Below are 16,820 nucleotides of genomic sequence, written 5' to 3'. Positions count from 1 at the left end.
GGACGATCCGCGTGGCGGCGTCAGGACGCGAGCCACACGGTGCTCGCGCCGGGCAGCATGCCCTCGTCGAGCGGGCCGCTGGTGAGCAGGACGTCGCCGGCAGGCAGCGGCACGGGCGAACTGCCGAAGTTGGTGATGCACGTCCAGCCGTTCGGCCGGCGGAACGCGAGCACGTCGTCCGAGCCGGTGTCGAGCCACTCGAGCCGCTCGGCCGTGCGCAGCCGGTGCCGCAGCTCCAGGGCGGCGCGGTACATCGACAGGGTGGAGCCCTCGGCGCCGTCCTGGACCTCGGCCGCGTGGTCGGCGAACCATGCCGGCTGCGGCAGGTGCGCGGTCGCGTCGCCGAAGCCGAACGACGGGCCCTCCGCCGTCCACGGCAGCGGCACGCGGCAGCCGTCGCGGCCCTTGTCGACGCCGGGGCTGCGGAAGAACGTCGGGTCCTGCCGGGCGTCGTCGGGGATGTCCCCGACCTCGTGCAGCCCCAGCTCCTCGCCCTGGTAGAGGTACGCCGAGCCGGGCAGCGCCAGCTCGAACAGCGTCGCGGCCCGCGCCTTGCGCTCGCCCGCCGCGCGGTCGAGCGAGTCCTCCGGAGCCCCGGCGAGCACCCACGCCCGGCCCTGCTTCTCGTCCGACTCGGTGCTGCCCGCCCGCGCCGGCAGCGGCGGCAGGCCGTACCGGGTGGCGTGGCGCACGACGTCGTGGTTGGACAGCACCCAGGTGGACGACGAGCCGGACTCCGCCGCGAGCTCCAGGCTGTCGGTGACGACCTCGCGGAACGCGGCGGCGTCGAAGTCGGCGACGAGCAGGTCGAACTCGAACGCCTGCCCGAGCCCCTCGGCGCTGGCGTACCGCGGGCGGCGGTGCCGCTCGACCCACGCCTCGGCGACGGCGGTGCGCGGCGGGTCGTAGGAGTCGAAGACCCGGCGCCACTCGGCGTAGATCTCGTGCACCTCGTCGCGGTCCCAGATGGGGTGGTCCCCGCCGCGCGGGTGCGCGTCGAGCTCGGCCGCCGTGGGCAGCGGGTCGGACAGGTCCTTGGTGAGGGCGTGGGCCACGTCCACGCGGAACCCGTCGACGCCGCGGTCCGACCAGAACCGCAGCGTGTGCAGGAAGTCGGCCCGCACCTCGGGGTTGGCCCAGTTGAAGTCCGGCTGCTCGGGGGCGAACAGGTGCAGGTACCACTGGCCCGGCGTGCCGTCGGGCTCGGTGACGCGCGTCCACGCGGGGCCGCCGAACATGCTCGTCCAGTCGGTCGGCGGCTCGGCGCCGTCCGGGCCGGCGCCGTCGCGGAAGATGTAGCGCTCCCGCTCGGCGCTGCCCGGCCCGGCAGCGAGGGCCGCGGCGAACCAGGCGTGCTCGTCCGAGGAGTGGTTCGGCACGATGTCGACGACCACGCGGATCCCGGCGGCGTGCAGCGCCGCCACCATCTCGTCGAAGTCCTCCAGCGTCCCGATGCGCGGGTCGACGTCGCGGTAGTCGGCCACGTCGTAGCCGCCGTCGGCGAGGCCGGACGGGTAGAAGGGGCTCAGCCACACGGCGTCGATCCCCAGGGCGGCCAGGTAGCCGACGCGGGAGGTGATGCCGCGCAGGTCGCCGATGCCGTCGCCGTTGCTGTCGGCGAAGCTGCGCGGGTAGATCTGGTAGACGGCGGCCTGGCGCCACCAGGTGGGGTCGGGCGCCGCGCCGCTGCGGTCGGAGGCGACGGCGGGGCGGTCGAGCAGGTCTGACATGTCGGGTCCCTTGCTTCTCTGGTGCGTGGTTCTCGGGTGCGGTCGGACGGTCGGGTGCGGGGCGGGTCAGCCCTTCACGGCTCCCTGGGTGACGCCGGACATCACCCAGCGCTGCGCGAACAGGTAGGCGACGATCGCGGGCGCCATCGCCATGAGGTACGACGCGAAGGAGACGTGGTAGTTGTTGCTGAACTGCGTCTGGAAGAGCTGCTGGCGCACGGGCAGCGTCTGCAGCGCGGGGTCGGAGATGATGAGCGACGGCATCATGAAGTCGTTCCAGGCGTAGAGGAACGCGAAGATGCCGACCGTGGCGCTCATCGGGGCGAGCAGCGGGAAGACGATCCGCCAGAACGTCTGCCACGTCGTCGCGCCGTCGATGCGCGCGCTCTGCTCGAGCTCGGCCGGGACGGACCGCAGGAACGCGGTGAACAGCAGCACGCTGAAGCTGAGCTGGAACATCGTGGCGAGCAGGATCACGCCCAGCGGGTTGTCGAGGCCGGCGCGCCCGGTGAGCTGGATCTGCGGCAGCGCGACCACGGGGAACGGGATGAACATCGCCGCCAGCAGGTAGAAGAACGACCAGCGGAACAGGCGGCGCTCCCAGTTGCGCATGATCGCGTAGGACGCGAGCGCCGCCAGCAGGATCGTCGCGGCGACCGTCCCCGCCGTCACCAGGAGCGACATCGCGAGGCCGACCGGGAAGCGGGTGAGCTGCCACGCCTCGACGAAGCCCTGCACGCTGACCGGCACCGGCAGGGAGAAGGCGTTGCCGTCGGCGGCCTGGCCCGGCGTCTTGAACGCCATCGCGACGGTCACGTACAGGGGGAGCAGCACCGTGACGGCGCACAGGACCAGGACGACGGTGCCGGGCCGGTTGGTCCGCTCCGCCCTGGCCCGCCGCGGTCGGCGCCCGCCGGACGGGCCCGCGCCGGGGCTCCGCGTGGTGGTGGCCGGTGCTGCCTGCGTCGTCGTCGTCACAGTGCGCTCCTTCCGCGCGTCATCGTCAGCTGCGCCACGGCGATGAGCACGGCGACGACGAAGAAGATCGTCGCGTTGGCCATCTGGTAGGCGTAGTCGCCGCCGTTGAAGCCGGAGATGATGGTCATGGCGATGCTGCGGGTGGCGGTGCCGGGCCCGCCGCCGGTGAGGCCGACGATGATGTCGTAGGCGTTGAGGAAGTTCTTGAACCCGAGGATCACGTTGATGGCGACGTAGCCGGTCATGAGCGGCAGCGTGATCCGCGTCAGGCGCTGCGTCCGGCCGGCGCCGTCGATGTCGGCGGCCTCGTACACGTCGCCGGGGATGGCGAGCAGCCCGGCGATGTAGATGAGCAGGGCCCCGGGGATCGCCTGCCAGGCCGTCACCACGACGATCGCGGTCCAGGCGAGGTCGGGGTTCGCGAGCAGGCTCGTCTCCAGGAAGCCGATGCCGAGCGCCTGCCCGGCGGCGGGCAGCGAGTTCGAGAACAGGAAGTTGAAGACGTAGGCGATGATGATGCCGGAGACGACCATGGGGATGACGAAGACGGCCCGCAGGCCCACCTTCATCCGGATGCGCGAGGTCAGCCCGACCGCCAGGCCGAAGGCGACCACGTTCACCACGAGCACGGTCACGAGCGAGAAGCCGAACGTGAACAGGTAGCTCTGCACGATGGCGGGGTCGCTCAGGGCCGCGACGTAGTTGGTGAGGCCGACGAGCTCCCAGTCGCCGATGCCGATGGAGTTCGTGAAGCTGAAGAAGATGCCGATGATCCCGGGGACCGTGATCGCGAGGGTGAACAGGACCAGGCTCGGCAGCAGGAAGAGGTAGTAGACGGGTTCGACGCGTCGCGCGCGTCGGCGCACGAGGCGGTCGCCGCCGGTCGGGGTCGCGGTGGTGGTGGTCATGAGTCGCACTCCTTCGTGCCGCTCACTGGCGCATGGCCAGGCGGGCCCAGTCGGCGTCGAGGCTGCGCAGCCAGGGCGCCGGGTCCTCGTCGAGGACGATCGCCTGGGCGTAGCTGAAGACGGGGATGGTCTTGGGCACGAGCACCGACGCGCCCTGGTAGACCTGCCCGGCGTCGTAGTAGCGGGTCATGCCCTCGATCCGGGGGTCGGAGGGCGGCGGGGCGTCCGCCGTCGGCGTGAAGCCGAGCTGGGACTCGTTGTAGGCCTCGATGATCTCGGGCCGGTACAGGTGCTCGAGGAAGTCGCGGGCGGCCTCCGGGTGGGCCGCGCCCTGAGGGATCATGGCGGCCAGGTCCACGTTGACGCGCACCTTGAGGTCGTCCGGGTCCTCGGTCATCGGCAGCGGGAACGTGCCGACGTCGAGGTCGGGCGACGTCTTGGCGATCTCCCCGAGGGCCCACGGGCCCTGCAGGTACATGGCGGCCTTCCCCTGCGCGAAGGCGAGGTTGCCGTCGCCGTACGCGCGGCTCGCGGCGTCGTCGTTGACGTAGGTGGTCGTGAGCTCGGTCATCCGTGCCAGAGGCTCCGCGAGGTCCTGCTGGAACGACGTGGCGGAACCGGGGCCGACGTCGGTGCCCTCGGCGGCGAGCCGGTCGAAGAAGCCGAGGGTGTCGACCTGGCCGCCCACGGCGTAGTCGAACCAGCCCTGGCCGACCGTCCAGTCGTCCTTGAAGGTGCCGTAGAACGGGGTCACGCCCGCGTCCTGCAGGGTGTCGGCCACGTCGAGCAGCTCGCTCCAGGTGCGCGGCACCTCGAGGTCGTGCGCGGCGAAGATCTCCTTGTTGTAGATCACCGCGGACGCCATCACCGAGTAGGGCAGGGCGCTCGTGCGGCCTGCGCAGCGGCCGTACTGGTCCATGAGCGGCTGCAGATCCTCGCGGACGCCGCCCGCGGCCTCGGTGTCCGACAGGTCGCTGAGCGTGCAGCGCTCGACGAACCGCGAGACCTCCATGTTGTAGTTCGCGAGCATGAGGTCGGGCGGGTTGCCCCGCACGAAGCTCGCGGAGACGACGTCGACCCCCGAGGTGTCGAGCACGACCTCGACGTCGTCCTGCGAGGCGTTGTAGTCGTCCACCACGCCGGTCATGAAGCCGATCGCCTCGCGCTTGCTGAAGGTGAAGCGGACGGTCTCCGGCTCGTCGTCCCCGGGCCCGCAGCCGGTGAGGAGGGCGCCGGCCAGCGCGATGCCCAGGCACCCCGCCACGGCGCTCGCGGCACGTCCCGGTCCGGCGGACGCCCTCGCCCGGGCGGCGGTCGTCCGCCGCGTCCCAGCCCTCATGCTCGCTCCGTTCGTCGTCGAACTTCGTTGGCGACAAAAATCTAGCACGTAAATCTAATGCTCGACCATACTGGTAGCCACGATCCGAGACGACCGAGGTGGAGCACGATGACCGACGGCCCGGAGGCGGCGACGCCCTCGACGCACCTTCTGCGGCGGCTCAACGCCGACCGCGTGCTGGGGGAGGTGTGGGACGGCGAGCCGGTGACCGCCAGCGGCCTCATGGCCGCCACGGGGCTGTCCCGCTCGACCGTGCTGGCCCTGTGCCGGGAGCTGACCGAGCGGGGCTGGCTCGTCGAGCTGGACGACGCCCGCGCGGCGGGCTCCTACACGAAGGGGCGCCCCGCGCTGCGGTACGCGTTCCGCCCCGACGCGGCGCTGGTCGTGGGGGTGGACGCGGGGCAGCACCGGGTCTCGGCCGCCGTCGCCGACCTGCACGGGCGGGTGCTCGCCGAGGAGGCCGTCCACCTGGACCCGGCGAGCGACGCCGGCGCCCGCCGCGACGCCGTCCGGGGCGCCGTCGACGCCGCCGTCGCCCGCACCGGCCGGTCCGGGGCCGACGTCGCCGCCGCCGTGGTCGGTGTCCCCGCTCCCGTGGAGGCGGCAGGCGTGCCGTCGGGGGAGCGCAACCCCTTCTGGGCGCGGATGAACCCCGGGCTCGGCGACCTCCTCGCCGACCGTGGCTGGGACGCCGTCGTGGAGAACGACGCGAACCTGGCCGCGGTCGCCGAGGCCGAGCACGGGGGAGGGGCGGCCGCGTACGCCGCGCTCCTCGTCGGCGAGCGGTTCGGCGCGGGCGTCGTCCTCGACGGCGCGCTCCGGCGCGGGCCGCGCGGCGCGATCGGGGAGATGCGGATCCTCGACCTGGTGGAGGGCGTCGGGTCCAGCGACGGTCTCGGTGCGCTGGCGCGGGACGAGGCCCGCCGGGCGCTGGCCCGCGGCGACGGCGAGCCGAGCACGCTGGCCCGTGTGCCCGCCGCGCGGCTGGACGCCGCGCACGTGCTCGCGGCGGCCGACGACGGCGACCCCCTCGCGCTGCGCGTCCGCGAACGCCTCGCGGACCGGCTGTCCCGGGTGTGCGCCGTCCTCGCGGGGCTGCTCGACCTGGACCGCGTCATCGTCACCGGGGCGATGGCCCCGGCGCTGGGGGCGGTCGTCGAGCGGGCCCGCGCGCTCCTGCCCGGCCACCTCCACGACCCGGCCGTCGAGATCGTGGTCTCCGACCTGGGGCCCGAGGTGGTGCGGGCCGGGGCCGTGCGGATGGCCGTGGACCACGTCCGGTCGCACGCGCTCGACCGCGACCTGGCCGGCGTCGGCCCGGTGGGAGCCTGAGCCTGGCGGGACGGCGCTGGTCTACTGGAAGATCTGCCCGCACAGGACGGATGCTGTGGGCGTGATTCTGGTGCTATTTCCGCGGAAATAGCGCCAGAATCACGCCCACAACACCCGGGGGTGGGCGCTCAGCGGGAGCGGAGCAGCGCGATGAACTCGTCGGCCATGTCGAGCTTGCGGGCGAGGTCCGCCCGCCGCTCCTCGGCGGCGGCGCGGTAGCCGTCCAGGCGTTCACGCGCGTCGCCGTCGACGGCCCCGCCCTCCAGCGCGTCGGTGATCTCCAGGAGCTCGGCCATCTGCTCGAGCGTGAAGCCGAGCGGCTTCATGCGGCGCACCAGGAGCAGCCGCTCGACGTCCGGCTCGGTGTAGAGCCGGAACCCGCCCTCGGACCGCGCCGACGGGCGGACCAGCCCCACCTCGTCGTAGTGCCGCAGCGTCCGCAGCGAGAGCCCGGTGCGGGTCGCCACGGCGCCGATGTGCAGGGTCGCGGCGGGGGAGCGGTCGGTCATGGGCTCCAGTCTGACGGATCGGCGGAGGGCTCGGCGTTGGAACTCTACCCTCACGTGAGGGTAGAGTTGCCGCGCGCCGCGGACGCTCGTGCCCCGAGCCGTGCGCGGCGCCCACCGACGTCCCTGCGCGACGACGCGCGCCCCGAGACCCCGACCCCGACCATCGGGCCGGAGCGTGCCGTCGCCCCGACGGCGAGCCCCGGCCCGGGTGTGCCATCGCGCCGCCCCGAGCGAACGGAGCCCCGCGTGCCGAACGACGACCCGCGCGCCTCGCTGCCCGACCCCGCCCCCGCACCGGCCCCCGTGACCGGCGCCCCCGAGGCCACGTCCTCGGGATCCTTCCGGGCGGCGTTCTCGTCGATGACCCGCCTGCGGACCGAGGTGCTGGCCGGCCTCGTCGTCGCGCTGGCCCTCATCCCCGAGGCGATCGCCTTCTCGATCATCGCGGGCGTCGACCCGCGGATCGGTCTCTTCGCTGCCTTCACCATGGCCGTGACCATCTCGTTCGTCGGAGGGCGCCCGGCGATGATCTCGGCCGCGACCGGCGCGGTCGCCCTCGTCGTCGCGCCCGTGGTGCGCGACCACGGCCTGGACTACCTCGTCGCCACCGTCATCCTGGGCGGCGTCATCCAGGTGGTGCTGGGCGTGCTCGGCGTCGCCCGCCTCATGCGGTTCATCCCCCGCTCCGTGATGGTCGGCTTCGTCAACGCCCTCGCGATCCTCATCTTCTCCTCGCAGCTGCCGCACCTGCAGGGCGTCCCCGTCGCCGTGTACCCGATGGTCGTCGCCGGCGTCGCGATCATCGTGCTGTTCCCGCGGCTGACCAAGGTCGTCCCGGCCCCTCTCGTCGCGATCGTGCTGCTCACGCTCGTCACGGTCGCGGCCTCGATCGCCGTGCCGACCGTCGGCGACGAGGGCGCCCTGCCCGAGTCGCTGCCCACCCTGCTCCTCCCCGACGTGCCGCTGAACCTCGAGACGCTGCAGATCATCGCCCCGTACGCACTGGCGATGGCGCTCGTCGGCCTCATCGAGTCGCTGCTGACGGCCAAGCTCGTCGACGACATCACCGACACGCACTCGAACAAGACCCGTGAGTCCTGGGGCCAGGGCGTCGCGAACGTCGTCACCGGCTTCTTCGGCGGCATGGGCGGCTGCGCCATGATCGGCCAGACGATGATCAACGTGAAGGCCTCGGGCGCCCGCACCCGCCTGTCGACGTTCCTCGCCGGCGTCCTCCTGCTGATCCTCGTCGTCGGCCTGGGCGACGTCGTCGCGATCATGCCGATGGCCGCGCTCGTCGCCGTCATGATCATGGTCTCCGTCGGCACGTTCGACTGGCACTCGGTCCGACCGTCCACGCTCAGGCGGATGCCGAAGTCGGAGACCGCGGTCATGCTGTCGACCGTCGTCGTCACCGTCGCGACGCACAACCTCGCGTACGGCGTCGTCGTCGGCGTGGTGGTCGCCGCGATCCTGTTCCTGCAGCGGGTCGCGCACCTGACCACGGTGACCCGGCTGGATGCCTCGGACGAGGACGACGAGCGGGTCTACGCCGTCTCCGGGGAGCTGTTCTTCGCCTCGTCGAACGACCTCGTCTACCAGTTCGACTACGCGGGCGACCCGCACCACGTCGTCGTCGACATGTCGGACACCCACGTGTGGGACGCTTCCACGGTCGCCGCGCTGGACGCCGTCCAGCACAAGTACGCCCAGCACGGCAAGACCGTCGAGTTCCGCGGGCTCGACCCCGACAGCCTCGCGCGGCTGGACCGCCTCGCCGGGGAGCTCGGCGCCGCCCACTGACCCCCCGGGGAGGTGTTGTGGGCGCCCACAACGGGTCATCCGGCAGGGTCGTGCTGCCTCGGCCAGGAGGCGTGGAGGACCGCGATCGTGAGCAGCGGCACCGCCGGGACGAGCGCGACCACCGCGATCCGCACGCCGAAGTCGTTGACGGCGGAGCCGAGCACGCACACGATCCACAGGGCCAGCACCGTGGGCCGCAGCAGCGGCCACGCGTCGCCCGTGCGGGCGAACCAGCGCGGCGTGAACCGGCCCGGCGCGAAGAGCAGCAGCGCGCACGCGACGAGCACCAGCAGGGTCAGCCACACCGGCACCCCGCCGAGCACCGACCGCGCGGCGTAGCCGGCCTTGCGCGCGAGGGTCTCCCACGCCTCGCCCGCGATGACCTCGTCGACGAAGCGGCCCAGGTGCGAGCGCTCCTCGGCGGGGCGCATCCAGTCGAGGAGGCCCACGGCCGCCACCGCCCCCACGCCGGCCGCCGCCACCCCGAAGAACCGGCGCCAGGTGAGCCGCGCCCCGGACGCCGCCAGCCCGAGCACCGCGAAGGCCGGCACGACGACCAGCCCGCCGCCGAGGTCGGCACCCAGCGTGGGCCAGACGTCGACGACCATGGTGACCAGGCCGATCACCCCGACGGCGGTCGCGGCCCACCAGCGGCGCCCGCGTCGGACCAGCGCCTGCGCGACGACCGCCGCGACGACGAGCGCGGCGACCGCGTACACCGAGAAGGTGGGGTTGCCGAACCCGTAGAAGCGCGCCCCGAACGTCGGCGCCGCCCCGAGCGGGCTGGCGCGGTTGAGCGGCGTGCCGATGAGGGCGTCCAGCGTGAGGATCACGAACGTGAGCCCCGCGACGATCCCGGGGCCCAGCCACACGGGCCGCCGCGGCGCGAGCGCGCCCAGACCGGCCACCACGGCGGTGGTGCCCACGATCGAGGCGATCGCGGCGAGGGTGGGCTGGTCGAAGCGCCACCAGCCGGTGAGCGAGACCAGGAACGCGGACGCCGGCAGCGCCGCGAGGACGAGGGCCGCGCCCCGGGCCCACCCCCACAGCCGGCGACGCCGGGCCCGGGCGCGCGCCGGCGCCGCGCCGCGCCCGACCAGGAGACAGGCGCCGGCCAGCGCGAGCCCGGCGTACAGGGGCAGGTCCACGAACACCGTGTACACCGTGCGGCGCACGTGGTCGAGCGCCGTGAGGTCGGCCAGCGCCCCGGCCGCGGCCGACGCCTGCTGCGGCCGCGGCGAGCCCCACGCCAGCGGCGTGTCCTGCACCGGGGCCGTCGGCGTCACGCCCGCCGCGTCGAGCACCGTGGCCGGCACGTCCAGCACGCGCGCGACGCCGTCGGTGCGGGTCGCGGCGCTCGTGAGGTACCGGGGCTGGTCCGGCCCCCCGGTCCCCGGGCGTGCGACGGCGACACCGAGCACGGGCCGGGTCCCCGGCGTGCCCGCCACGTCGACGACCAGCACGGTCGCGGAGGCCGGCGCGGCGGCGAGCACCCGGCGGACGGTGGCGTCGACGGCGCGCAGCCGCTCGGTGCGCTGCCGCTCCTGCAGCGCCGTGGCCTCGTCCTCCGGCAGCGTCTCGTCGAGCGTCGGCGCGGTGGCGTCCCCCGCGTCGACCACCGTGACGGGGCACGCGAACGCGTCCGTGCCGGACGCCGTCGCCGCGTCGACGTCGCGGTACCGGGCGACGTCCCCCTCCGGCCCCGCGAGCGCCAGCGCCGCGCCCGGACCGACCGCCGTCGTGCAGCGGGCGGGGGCGAGCGCGGCTCCGAGGCTCCCGAGCCGTGCCTGGTACGTCGACGACGTCTGGAGGGCGGTGAGGTCGTCCCACCCCTCGACGGTCGCGCCGTCCCCGTCCGGGACCGGGCGCGGCGCGAGGCAGTTCCAGGTGCCGTCCGGTGATCGTCCGTCGGCGGCCTCGGCGAGCGTGCCGGCCGAGAGGGCGAGCCACCCGGTGACCACGCAGCGGCCGGCCGCCCCCGTCGGCTGGGCGACGCCGCCCGCGCCGGCCCCGTCGGAGACCAGTCGGTGCAGCGCGGGGGTGTGCCCGTCGGCCACGTCCTCCCACCGCACGCCGGTGGTGCCCACGACGACGACCGGCGCGTCCTGCACGAGCGCGTCCGCCTGGCTGGGCGTGACCTGCGCGCCCGCCTGCGCGGTGTCGGAGTCGGGCCGCAGCCCGGCCGCCGTCATCACCTGGGACGCGAGGAGCAGCAGCAGGAGCACCGCCCCGGCGGCGGTGACCAGCATCGTCGGGATACGGCGGATGCCCGGCTCGGCCGACGTGCGGGTCTCGGCGGAGCGCGCCGCGACCGGCGCCAGGTGACCGGCCAGCAGCGCGGGCGTGGCCAGCACCAGCATGAGGAACGCGATCGCCACCCCCGAGTCGTTGAGGAGCGTCCCGGCGGCGGCGGTCACCACGAGCGCGACCACGAGGCGGCGCAGCAGCGGGTCGTGGCGGTACGCGGCGGCGAGCCCCCCGAGCCGCCAGCGTTCCGGGGCCAGGACCGCCCAGGCGGCCGCGGCGCACGCGACCAGCGCGGCGGCACCCGCCGGGTTCGCGATCGTCGCCCACGCACCCGCCGCCTTGCCCGCGAGGACGCCCACGGCGTGCCCGTCGACGACGGACTGCACGAACCCGCCCAGGTGGCTGCCCGGCCCGGGCAGCAGCCAGTCCGCCACCGCGACCACCGCCACCACGGCGACGGTCACGCCCGCGACGAGCGCGGCCCGCCGCACCGTGACGCGGATCCCGGCGATCCCCAGCACGAGCACCGCGACGCCGGGCAGCAGAGCGAGGATGCCGCCCAGATCGGCCCCGAACAGCGGCAGGCCGTCCACCAGCACCGTCACGACGCCGACAGCTCCCGCCACCCACGCGGCGCGGGTCCGGCCGGCGTCCCGCCCGTACCGGGAACGCACGGCCGCCGCGAGCCCCGCGGCCAGCACGAGCCCGGCCACCGCGTACACCGCGAACATCGTGTTGGAGAACCCGTAGAACCGGGCGCCCAGCGACGGCGCCGGCCCCAGCAGCGACCCCTGCTGCAGCGTGGTGCCGGTCAGCCCGTCGACCGTCGTGACCAGCCAGGTGACGCCCGCGAGGCTCGTCGCCAGCCGCCAGCGGGACGGGGGCAGCAGCAGGCGGCCGAACCACGCCAGCAGCGACGCGACCAGCGCCGCGGCGGCGAGCGAGAGCAGCAGGGCGGTCACCGGGGCCGGCGCCGCCCACCACCGGGAGAGGGTCGCCAGCTCCGCCGCCACGGGCAGGCTCGCCGCCATGACGAGCGCGGCGAGGGCGAGGCGCCGCCACGTGAGCCCGGTGCCGGTCGTCGCCGGCGTGCCCTGCGACGACGCCCGGCGCCGGGCGACCAGCAGGGCGGCGACCACGATCACGCCCACCAGCGCCACGAGGCCGAGCAGCATCGGCGCCAGCCGCGGCACCGTCTCGGTGAGCACGCTGACGTACTGCCGGTTCTCCACCGTGCGCGCCACCGACAGCCGCCGGTCGTCCCCGCGCTCCAGCGGGGACCCGGTGAACGGCGCCAGCGCCGACGCGAGCTCCGCCGAGGGCTCCTCGCCCTCGCCGTCCCCGCCGTCGCCCGGTCCCGCCTCCGGCGCCGTCCCCGACAGTGCGCCCCCGGCCACCGCGTCCGCCACCGTCGCGGACAGGTCCGCGAGCACGACGACGCCGGACCAGCGCGACGACGTCGACGTCAGCCACGTGGCGACGCCGCCCGGCGCCGTCCAGTCGACGACCACCTGCAGGTCGGACGGCCCCAGCGGGGTGTCGGACACGCCCGCGACGACCAGCCGCCCGCCGGCCGGCAGCAGGTCCGCCAGCGTCCCGACCCGGTCGTCGAGGTCCTCGATCGCGGCAGCACGCTCGCTGGTGGTGTCCGGCAGCACGCCGAGGTCGACCACGGTGGCCGGGCACGACGCCACCACCTCCGGCGACAACCCGTCCACGTCCGGCACGTACCGGCTCACGTCCCCGTCGCGGTCGGCCAGCGCGACCGCGGCGCCGGGGCCGACGGCGGTCGTGCACCCGCCCGCCACGGAGGAGAGCTCGCCGATCGCCCCGGGCTCCGCCGTCGCCGGCACCACCGGGTCCGTCGTCGTCAGCCGGGACCAGCCGGGCACCATCGCGGGCGTGACCGTGTCCGCCTCCGGCGTGCCCGCGCGGGCCGGGTCGCCGCCCGCCGGCGTCGGGGACGGCAGGGACGGGCAGCCGGCGGCCCAGTCGTCGCCCGCCTCCTCCGGGTCCTGGCCGTCCCCGTCGCCCTCCTCGTCGCCCGGCTCCTCCGGCTCGGCGACGACCCGGCCGCCCGCCGAGACCGTCAGCCACGCGTCCAGCGGGCAGGACGGCGCCAGCGTCCGTACCGAGATCGACGCCACGGACCCGCCGCCGACGAGCCGCCACAGGTTCGGCGTCCGGGCCCGGTCGACGTCGGACCACTGCAGCCCCGAGACCCCCGCCAGGACCAGCGGCGTCTGCGGGGGCGTCGCGTCCTCGTCGCCGTGCGCCGCCGCACGCGTGGGGCCCGCGCCCCCGAGGACCGCGAGCAGCACGAGCAGGGCCACCGCGAGCACACCGGGCAGGCGGGCGGAGCGCGTGGCGAACGGGGTGGCGGTGCTGGTCACACGGGCCACCCTAAGCGGGCCGTCCCGCCGCATCCCGGCCCCGCGGCGGCGACCGGGCGGGTCGCCCGCGTGCGCTCACCGAGGCTTCACAGGATCAGCCCGAGCACGTCGCGACCGAAGCCCCGCCCGGGCGCCTCGTGCGGGTGGTCAGCCGGTGCGCACGACGAGGGCGCCCGGCTCCACCCACGTCTCCAGCTCGACCGCACGGCCCAGCGGGTCGCCGTCCGCCTGCGCCTGCTCCCCGTCGTCGACCCTGATCACGGCACGCCGCGCCCGGATGTGGTCGATGCGGCCGATCTTGCCCGGCATGTCGTTCTGCACACCGAGCCCCTGCGCGACCACCTCCCCGAAGAGCTGCGCCCAGCCGGCCAGCCCGCCGCGCGTGTCGACCGCGGCGACGTCCAGCTCGCCGTCGTCGATCACGGCGTCCGGGAGCAGGTTGATGCCGCCGGGGAGGCGGCCGCAGTTGCCGACCATGATGCTCCGCAGCCGGGCCTCGACCGCCTCGGAGTCGTCGAGGCGGATCGTGGCACGCATCCGCCGGCCGTGCAGGTGCCGCATCCCGGCGAAGAAGTAGGCCACCCACCCCACCCGCGCCTTGAGCTGGTCGTCCGCGTCGGCGACCATCGCCGCGTCGAAGCCGAGCCCCGCGATGACGAGGAAGATGTGCGCGGTCTCCGGGTCCTCGGGCACCTCCGCGTCCGGCGCGTACTCCGTGACCCGCGCCCGCCCGACGTCGATCCGGCGGTCGTGACCGCCGAGCACCACCGCGAGAGCCTCCGCGACCGACGCCAGCGGGATGTCGAGGTTGCGGGCCAGCAGGTTGCCCGTCCCCACCGGCAGCAGGCCCATCGGGCAGTCCGTGCCGACCAGGGCCTCGGCCACCGCGCGCACCGTGCCGTCGCCGCCCGCGGCCACCACCACGTCCGCGCCGTCGGCGAGCGCCGCACGAGCCTGCCCCGTGCCCGGGTCGTCCACCGTCGTGTCGTAGAACGCCGGCGGCGGCATCGCGGCGTCCGCGCACACGTGCTCCACGACCGCCCGCACCTCCGCGGCACCCTCCTTCGACGGGTTGATGACGACCGCCAGGCGCAGCCCGCCCGTCGCGGTCGAGGCCGACCCCTCGGCGTCCGGCGCCGCCGTCCGGGTGCGCGCACGCCGCCACAGCAGCAGCGCGACGCCGAGCGCGGCCACGGCCACCACCAGCGCGACGATCCCCAACGTGAGCTCCCACGGCATGGGGGCAACCTATGGGGAACTTCCCGCGACCGCGAGGCCTGGGGCCACCGTGGCGGTGTGAGCTCCCTCGCGGGCCCGGCACGCCCGACCGTTAGGCTTGCGGGCGTGATCGACCTCCGTCTCCTGCGCGACAACCCCGACGCCGTCCGCGCGAGCCAGCAGGCCCGCGGCGACGATCCCGCCCTCGTGGACGCGGTGCTCGACGCCGACGCCCGCCGGCGCTCCTCCCTGACGGACTTCGAGTCGCTGCGGGCCGAGCAGAAGGCGCTCGGCAAGAAGGTGGCGAAGGCGGCCGGCGAGGAGAAGGCGGAGCTGCTGGCCCACACCAAGCAGCTCGCCGAGCGGGTCAAGGCGCGCCAGGCCGACGCGAACGACGCCGAGCGCGAGGTCGACGAGCTGCTCTACCGGCTCCCCAACGTCGTCGAGGGCGCGCCCCCCGGCGGCGAGGACGACTACCTCGTCCTGCGCCACGAGGGCCGGATCCGGGACTTCGCCGCCGAGGGGTTCACCCCCCGCGACCACCTGGACCTGGGCGAAGGGCTCGGCGCGATCGACACCGCGCGCGGTGCCAAGGTCTCCGGCTCGCGCTTCTACTTCCTCACCGGCGTCGGCGCGCGGCTCGAGCTCGCGCTCCTCAACGCCGCCATGGACCAGGCGGTCGCCGAGGGCTTCACCCCGATGATCACCCCCACCCTCGTCAAGCCCGAGACCATGCGCGGCACCGGCTTCCTCGGCGCGCACGCCGACGAGATCTACCGGCTCGAGAAGGACGACCTGTACCTGGTCGGCACCTCGGAGGTGGCGCTCGCGGGCTACCACGCCGACGAGATCCTCGACCTCGCCGACGGCCCCCGGCGGTACGCCGGGTGGAGCGCCTGCTACCGCCGGGAGGCCGGCTCGCACGGGAAGGACGTGCGCGGCATCATCCGCGTCCACCAGTTCCACAAGGTGGAGATGTTCAGCTACTGCGCCGTCGAGGACGCCGCCGCCGAGCACGAGCGGCTGCTCGCCTGGGAGGAGGCGATGCTCCGCAAGGTCGAGCTGCCGTACCGGGTCATCGACACCGCCGCCGGCGACCTCGGGACGTCCGCCGCGCGCAAGTTCGACTGCGAGGCGTGGCTCCCGACGCAGGACCGGTACCTCGAGCTGACGTCCACGTCGAACTGCACCACCTACCAGGCGCGCCGACTCGGGGTGCGCGAGCGCACCGAGACCGGCACCCGCCCCGTCGCCACGCTCAACGGCACCCTCGGCACCACCCGGTGGATCGTCGCCATCCTGGAGAACCACCAGCAGCCCGACGGGTCGGTGCGGGTTCCCGAGGGCCTGCGCCCCTACCTCGGCGGGCTCGAGGTGCTCGAGCCGGTCGCGTGAGCGCCGTGCCCGACGCCGCCGCGACCGGCCCCGAACCGGTCGCGCCCGCGCCCCCGGCCGCCCGCACCACGCACCTGGTCGCGCTCGACATCGACGGCACCCTGCTCACGCAGGACAGCGGCATGTCGGCCGCCGTGCGCGACGCCGTCGCCGCCGTGCGGGACGCCGGCCACCACGTCGTGCTGGCGTCCGGGCGGTCGCTCACCGCGATGACGTCCGTGGCCGACATGCTCGGCATCGGCACCGGGTGGATGGTGTGCTCCAACGGGTCGGTCACCGTCCGCCTCGACCCCGCCCTGCCTGCCGGCTGGGAGCTCGACCAGGTGGTGACGTTCGACCCCGAGCCCGCGTTGCGCCTGCTGCGCGCCGAGCTGCCCGACGGCCGCTACGCGGTCGAGGACATCGGTGTCGGTTTCCGCATGAACGCCCTCTTCCCCGAGGGGGAGCTCGACGGCGAGCACCGCGTCGTCGACTTCGAGCAGCTCTGGTCGCGCGAGGTGACGCGCGTCGTCGTGCGCAGCCCCGAGCACACCCCCGACGACTTCAGCGCCATGGCCGCCCGCATCGGGCTCGACGACGTCACCTACGCCGTCGGCTGGACGGCGTGGATGGACCTCGCGCCCCGCGGCGTCACCAAGGCGTCCGGCCTGGAGCGCCTGCGCGACCGGCTCGGCGTCGCGCCCGCCGCGACCGTCGCCGTCGGGGACGGCCGCAACGACATCGACATGCTCCGCTGGGCCGGCCGGGGCGTCGCCATGGGGGACGCGGACGACGTCGTCCGCGACGCCGCCGACGAGGTCACCGGGACGGTCGAGGAGGACGGTGCCGCTGCTGTCCTTCGGTCGCTCCTTCGGTAGCCCTTTGTAGCCCTTGCTCGGCTCGGGGGCGCGGGGGCGGGGGACTCTCGTCGCGAGGCACGCCATCCGCCGCTCGTTCCTCGCGGCTCCCGCCAGGCCCGACCAGCCTCT

At 74.8% G+C, this 16,820-nt stretch carries 11 protein-coding genes; 4 read left to right on the top strand and 7 right to left on the bottom strand.

The window, feature by feature from the left end; genetic code table 11:
* Positions 1-20: 20 nt before the first annotated feature.
* The 4 genes from EYB28_RS19255 to EYB28_RS19240 form a co-directional block, all read right to left on the bottom strand.
* Positions 21-1,730, bottom strand: coding sequence for a glycoside hydrolase family 13 protein (locus tag EYB28_RS19255; RefSeq protein WP_166851323.1), 1,710 nt, complete (start codon positions 1,728-1,730; stop codon positions 21-23).
* 66 nt (positions 1,731-1,796) lie between these two features.
* Positions 1,797-2,708 carry a carbohydrate ABC transporter permease gene (locus EYB28_RS19250; RefSeq protein ID WP_166851321.1) on the bottom strand — a complete coding sequence of 304 codons (912 nt, stop codon included), beginning with the start codon at positions 2,706-2,708 and terminating at the stop codon, positions 1,797-1,799.
* A complete protein-coding gene (locus tag EYB28_RS19245; protein ID WP_166851319.1) occupies positions 2,705-3,616 on the bottom strand; it encodes a carbohydrate ABC transporter permease in 912 nt (303 codons plus the stop codon). The genes EYB28_RS19250 and EYB28_RS19245 overlap by 4 nt, the downstream gene beginning before the upstream one ends.
* 22 nt (positions 3,617-3,638) lie before the next feature.
* Positions 3,639-4,955 (bottom strand): ABC transporter substrate-binding protein, encoded by a 1,317-nt coding sequence (locus EYB28_RS19240; protein WP_166851317.1) that lies wholly within the window; start codon positions 4,953-4,955, stop codon positions 3,639-3,641.
* Positions 4,956-5,063: 108 nt separating this feature from the next.
* On the opposite strand from EYB28_RS19240, the gene EYB28_RS19235 reads away from it, so the two are divergent.
* Positions 5,064-6,287 carry an ROK family protein gene (locus tag EYB28_RS19235; RefSeq protein ID WP_166851314.1) on the top strand — a complete coding sequence of 408 codons (1,224 nt, stop codon included), beginning with the start codon at positions 5,064-5,066 and terminating at the stop codon, positions 6,285-6,287.
* A gap of 128 nt (positions 6,288-6,415) precedes the next feature.
* On the opposite strand, the gene EYB28_RS19230 is transcribed toward EYB28_RS19235, so the two are convergent.
* On the bottom strand, positions 6,416-6,796 hold the full coding sequence (locus EYB28_RS19230; RefSeq protein ID WP_166851311.1) for a MerR family transcriptional regulator: 381 nt from the start codon (positions 6,794-6,796) through the stop codon (positions 6,416-6,418).
* 246 nt (positions 6,797-7,042) lie between these two features.
* Between EYB28_RS19230 and EYB28_RS19225 the strand changes: the two genes are divergently transcribed.
* Positions 7,043-8,599 (top strand): SulP family inorganic anion transporter, encoded by a 1,557-nt coding sequence (locus EYB28_RS19225; protein ID WP_370459500.1) that lies wholly within the window; start codon positions 7,043-7,045, stop codon positions 8,597-8,599.
* 35 nt (positions 8,600-8,634) lie between these two features.
* Here the strand turns inward: EYB28_RS19225 and EYB28_RS19220 are convergent, their stop codons facing one another.
* Positions 8,635-13,239, bottom strand: coding sequence for a hypothetical protein (locus EYB28_RS19220; RefSeq protein ID WP_166851308.1), 4,605 nt, complete (start codon positions 13,237-13,239; stop codon positions 8,635-8,637).
* 147 nt (positions 13,240-13,386) lie between these two features.
* Positions 13,387-14,478, bottom strand: a complete 1,092-nt coding sequence (locus EYB28_RS19215; RefSeq protein ID WP_166851305.1) for a diacylglycerol kinase family protein — start codon at positions 14,476-14,478, stop codon at positions 13,387-13,389.
* A 105-nt stretch (positions 14,479-14,583) separates the two neighbouring features.
* On the opposite strand from EYB28_RS19215, the gene serS reads away from it, so the two are divergent.
* Both serS and EYB28_RS19205 read left to right on the top strand, forming a co-directional pair.
* Entirely contained in the window at positions 14,584-15,852 is a 1,269-nt protein-coding gene (gene serS / locus EYB28_RS19210; protein WP_166851302.1) for a serine--tRNA ligase, read from the top strand.
* Positions 15,849-16,709, top strand: coding sequence for an HAD family hydrolase (locus EYB28_RS19205; RefSeq protein WP_370459499.1), 861 nt, complete (start codon positions 15,849-15,851; stop codon positions 16,707-16,709). Before serS ends, EYB28_RS19205 begins: the two co-directional genes overlap by 4 nt.
* The last annotated feature ends 111 nt before the right edge of the window (positions 16,710-16,820 follow it).

The organism is Isoptericola sp. BMS4, assembly GCF_011634835.1.
GTDB lineage: Bacteria > Actinomycetota > Actinomycetes > Actinomycetales > Cellulomonadaceae > Isoptericola.
The sequence above is the reverse complement of the archived record's forward strand: the minus strand, read 5'-3'. Positions and strand labels throughout refer to the sequence as shown.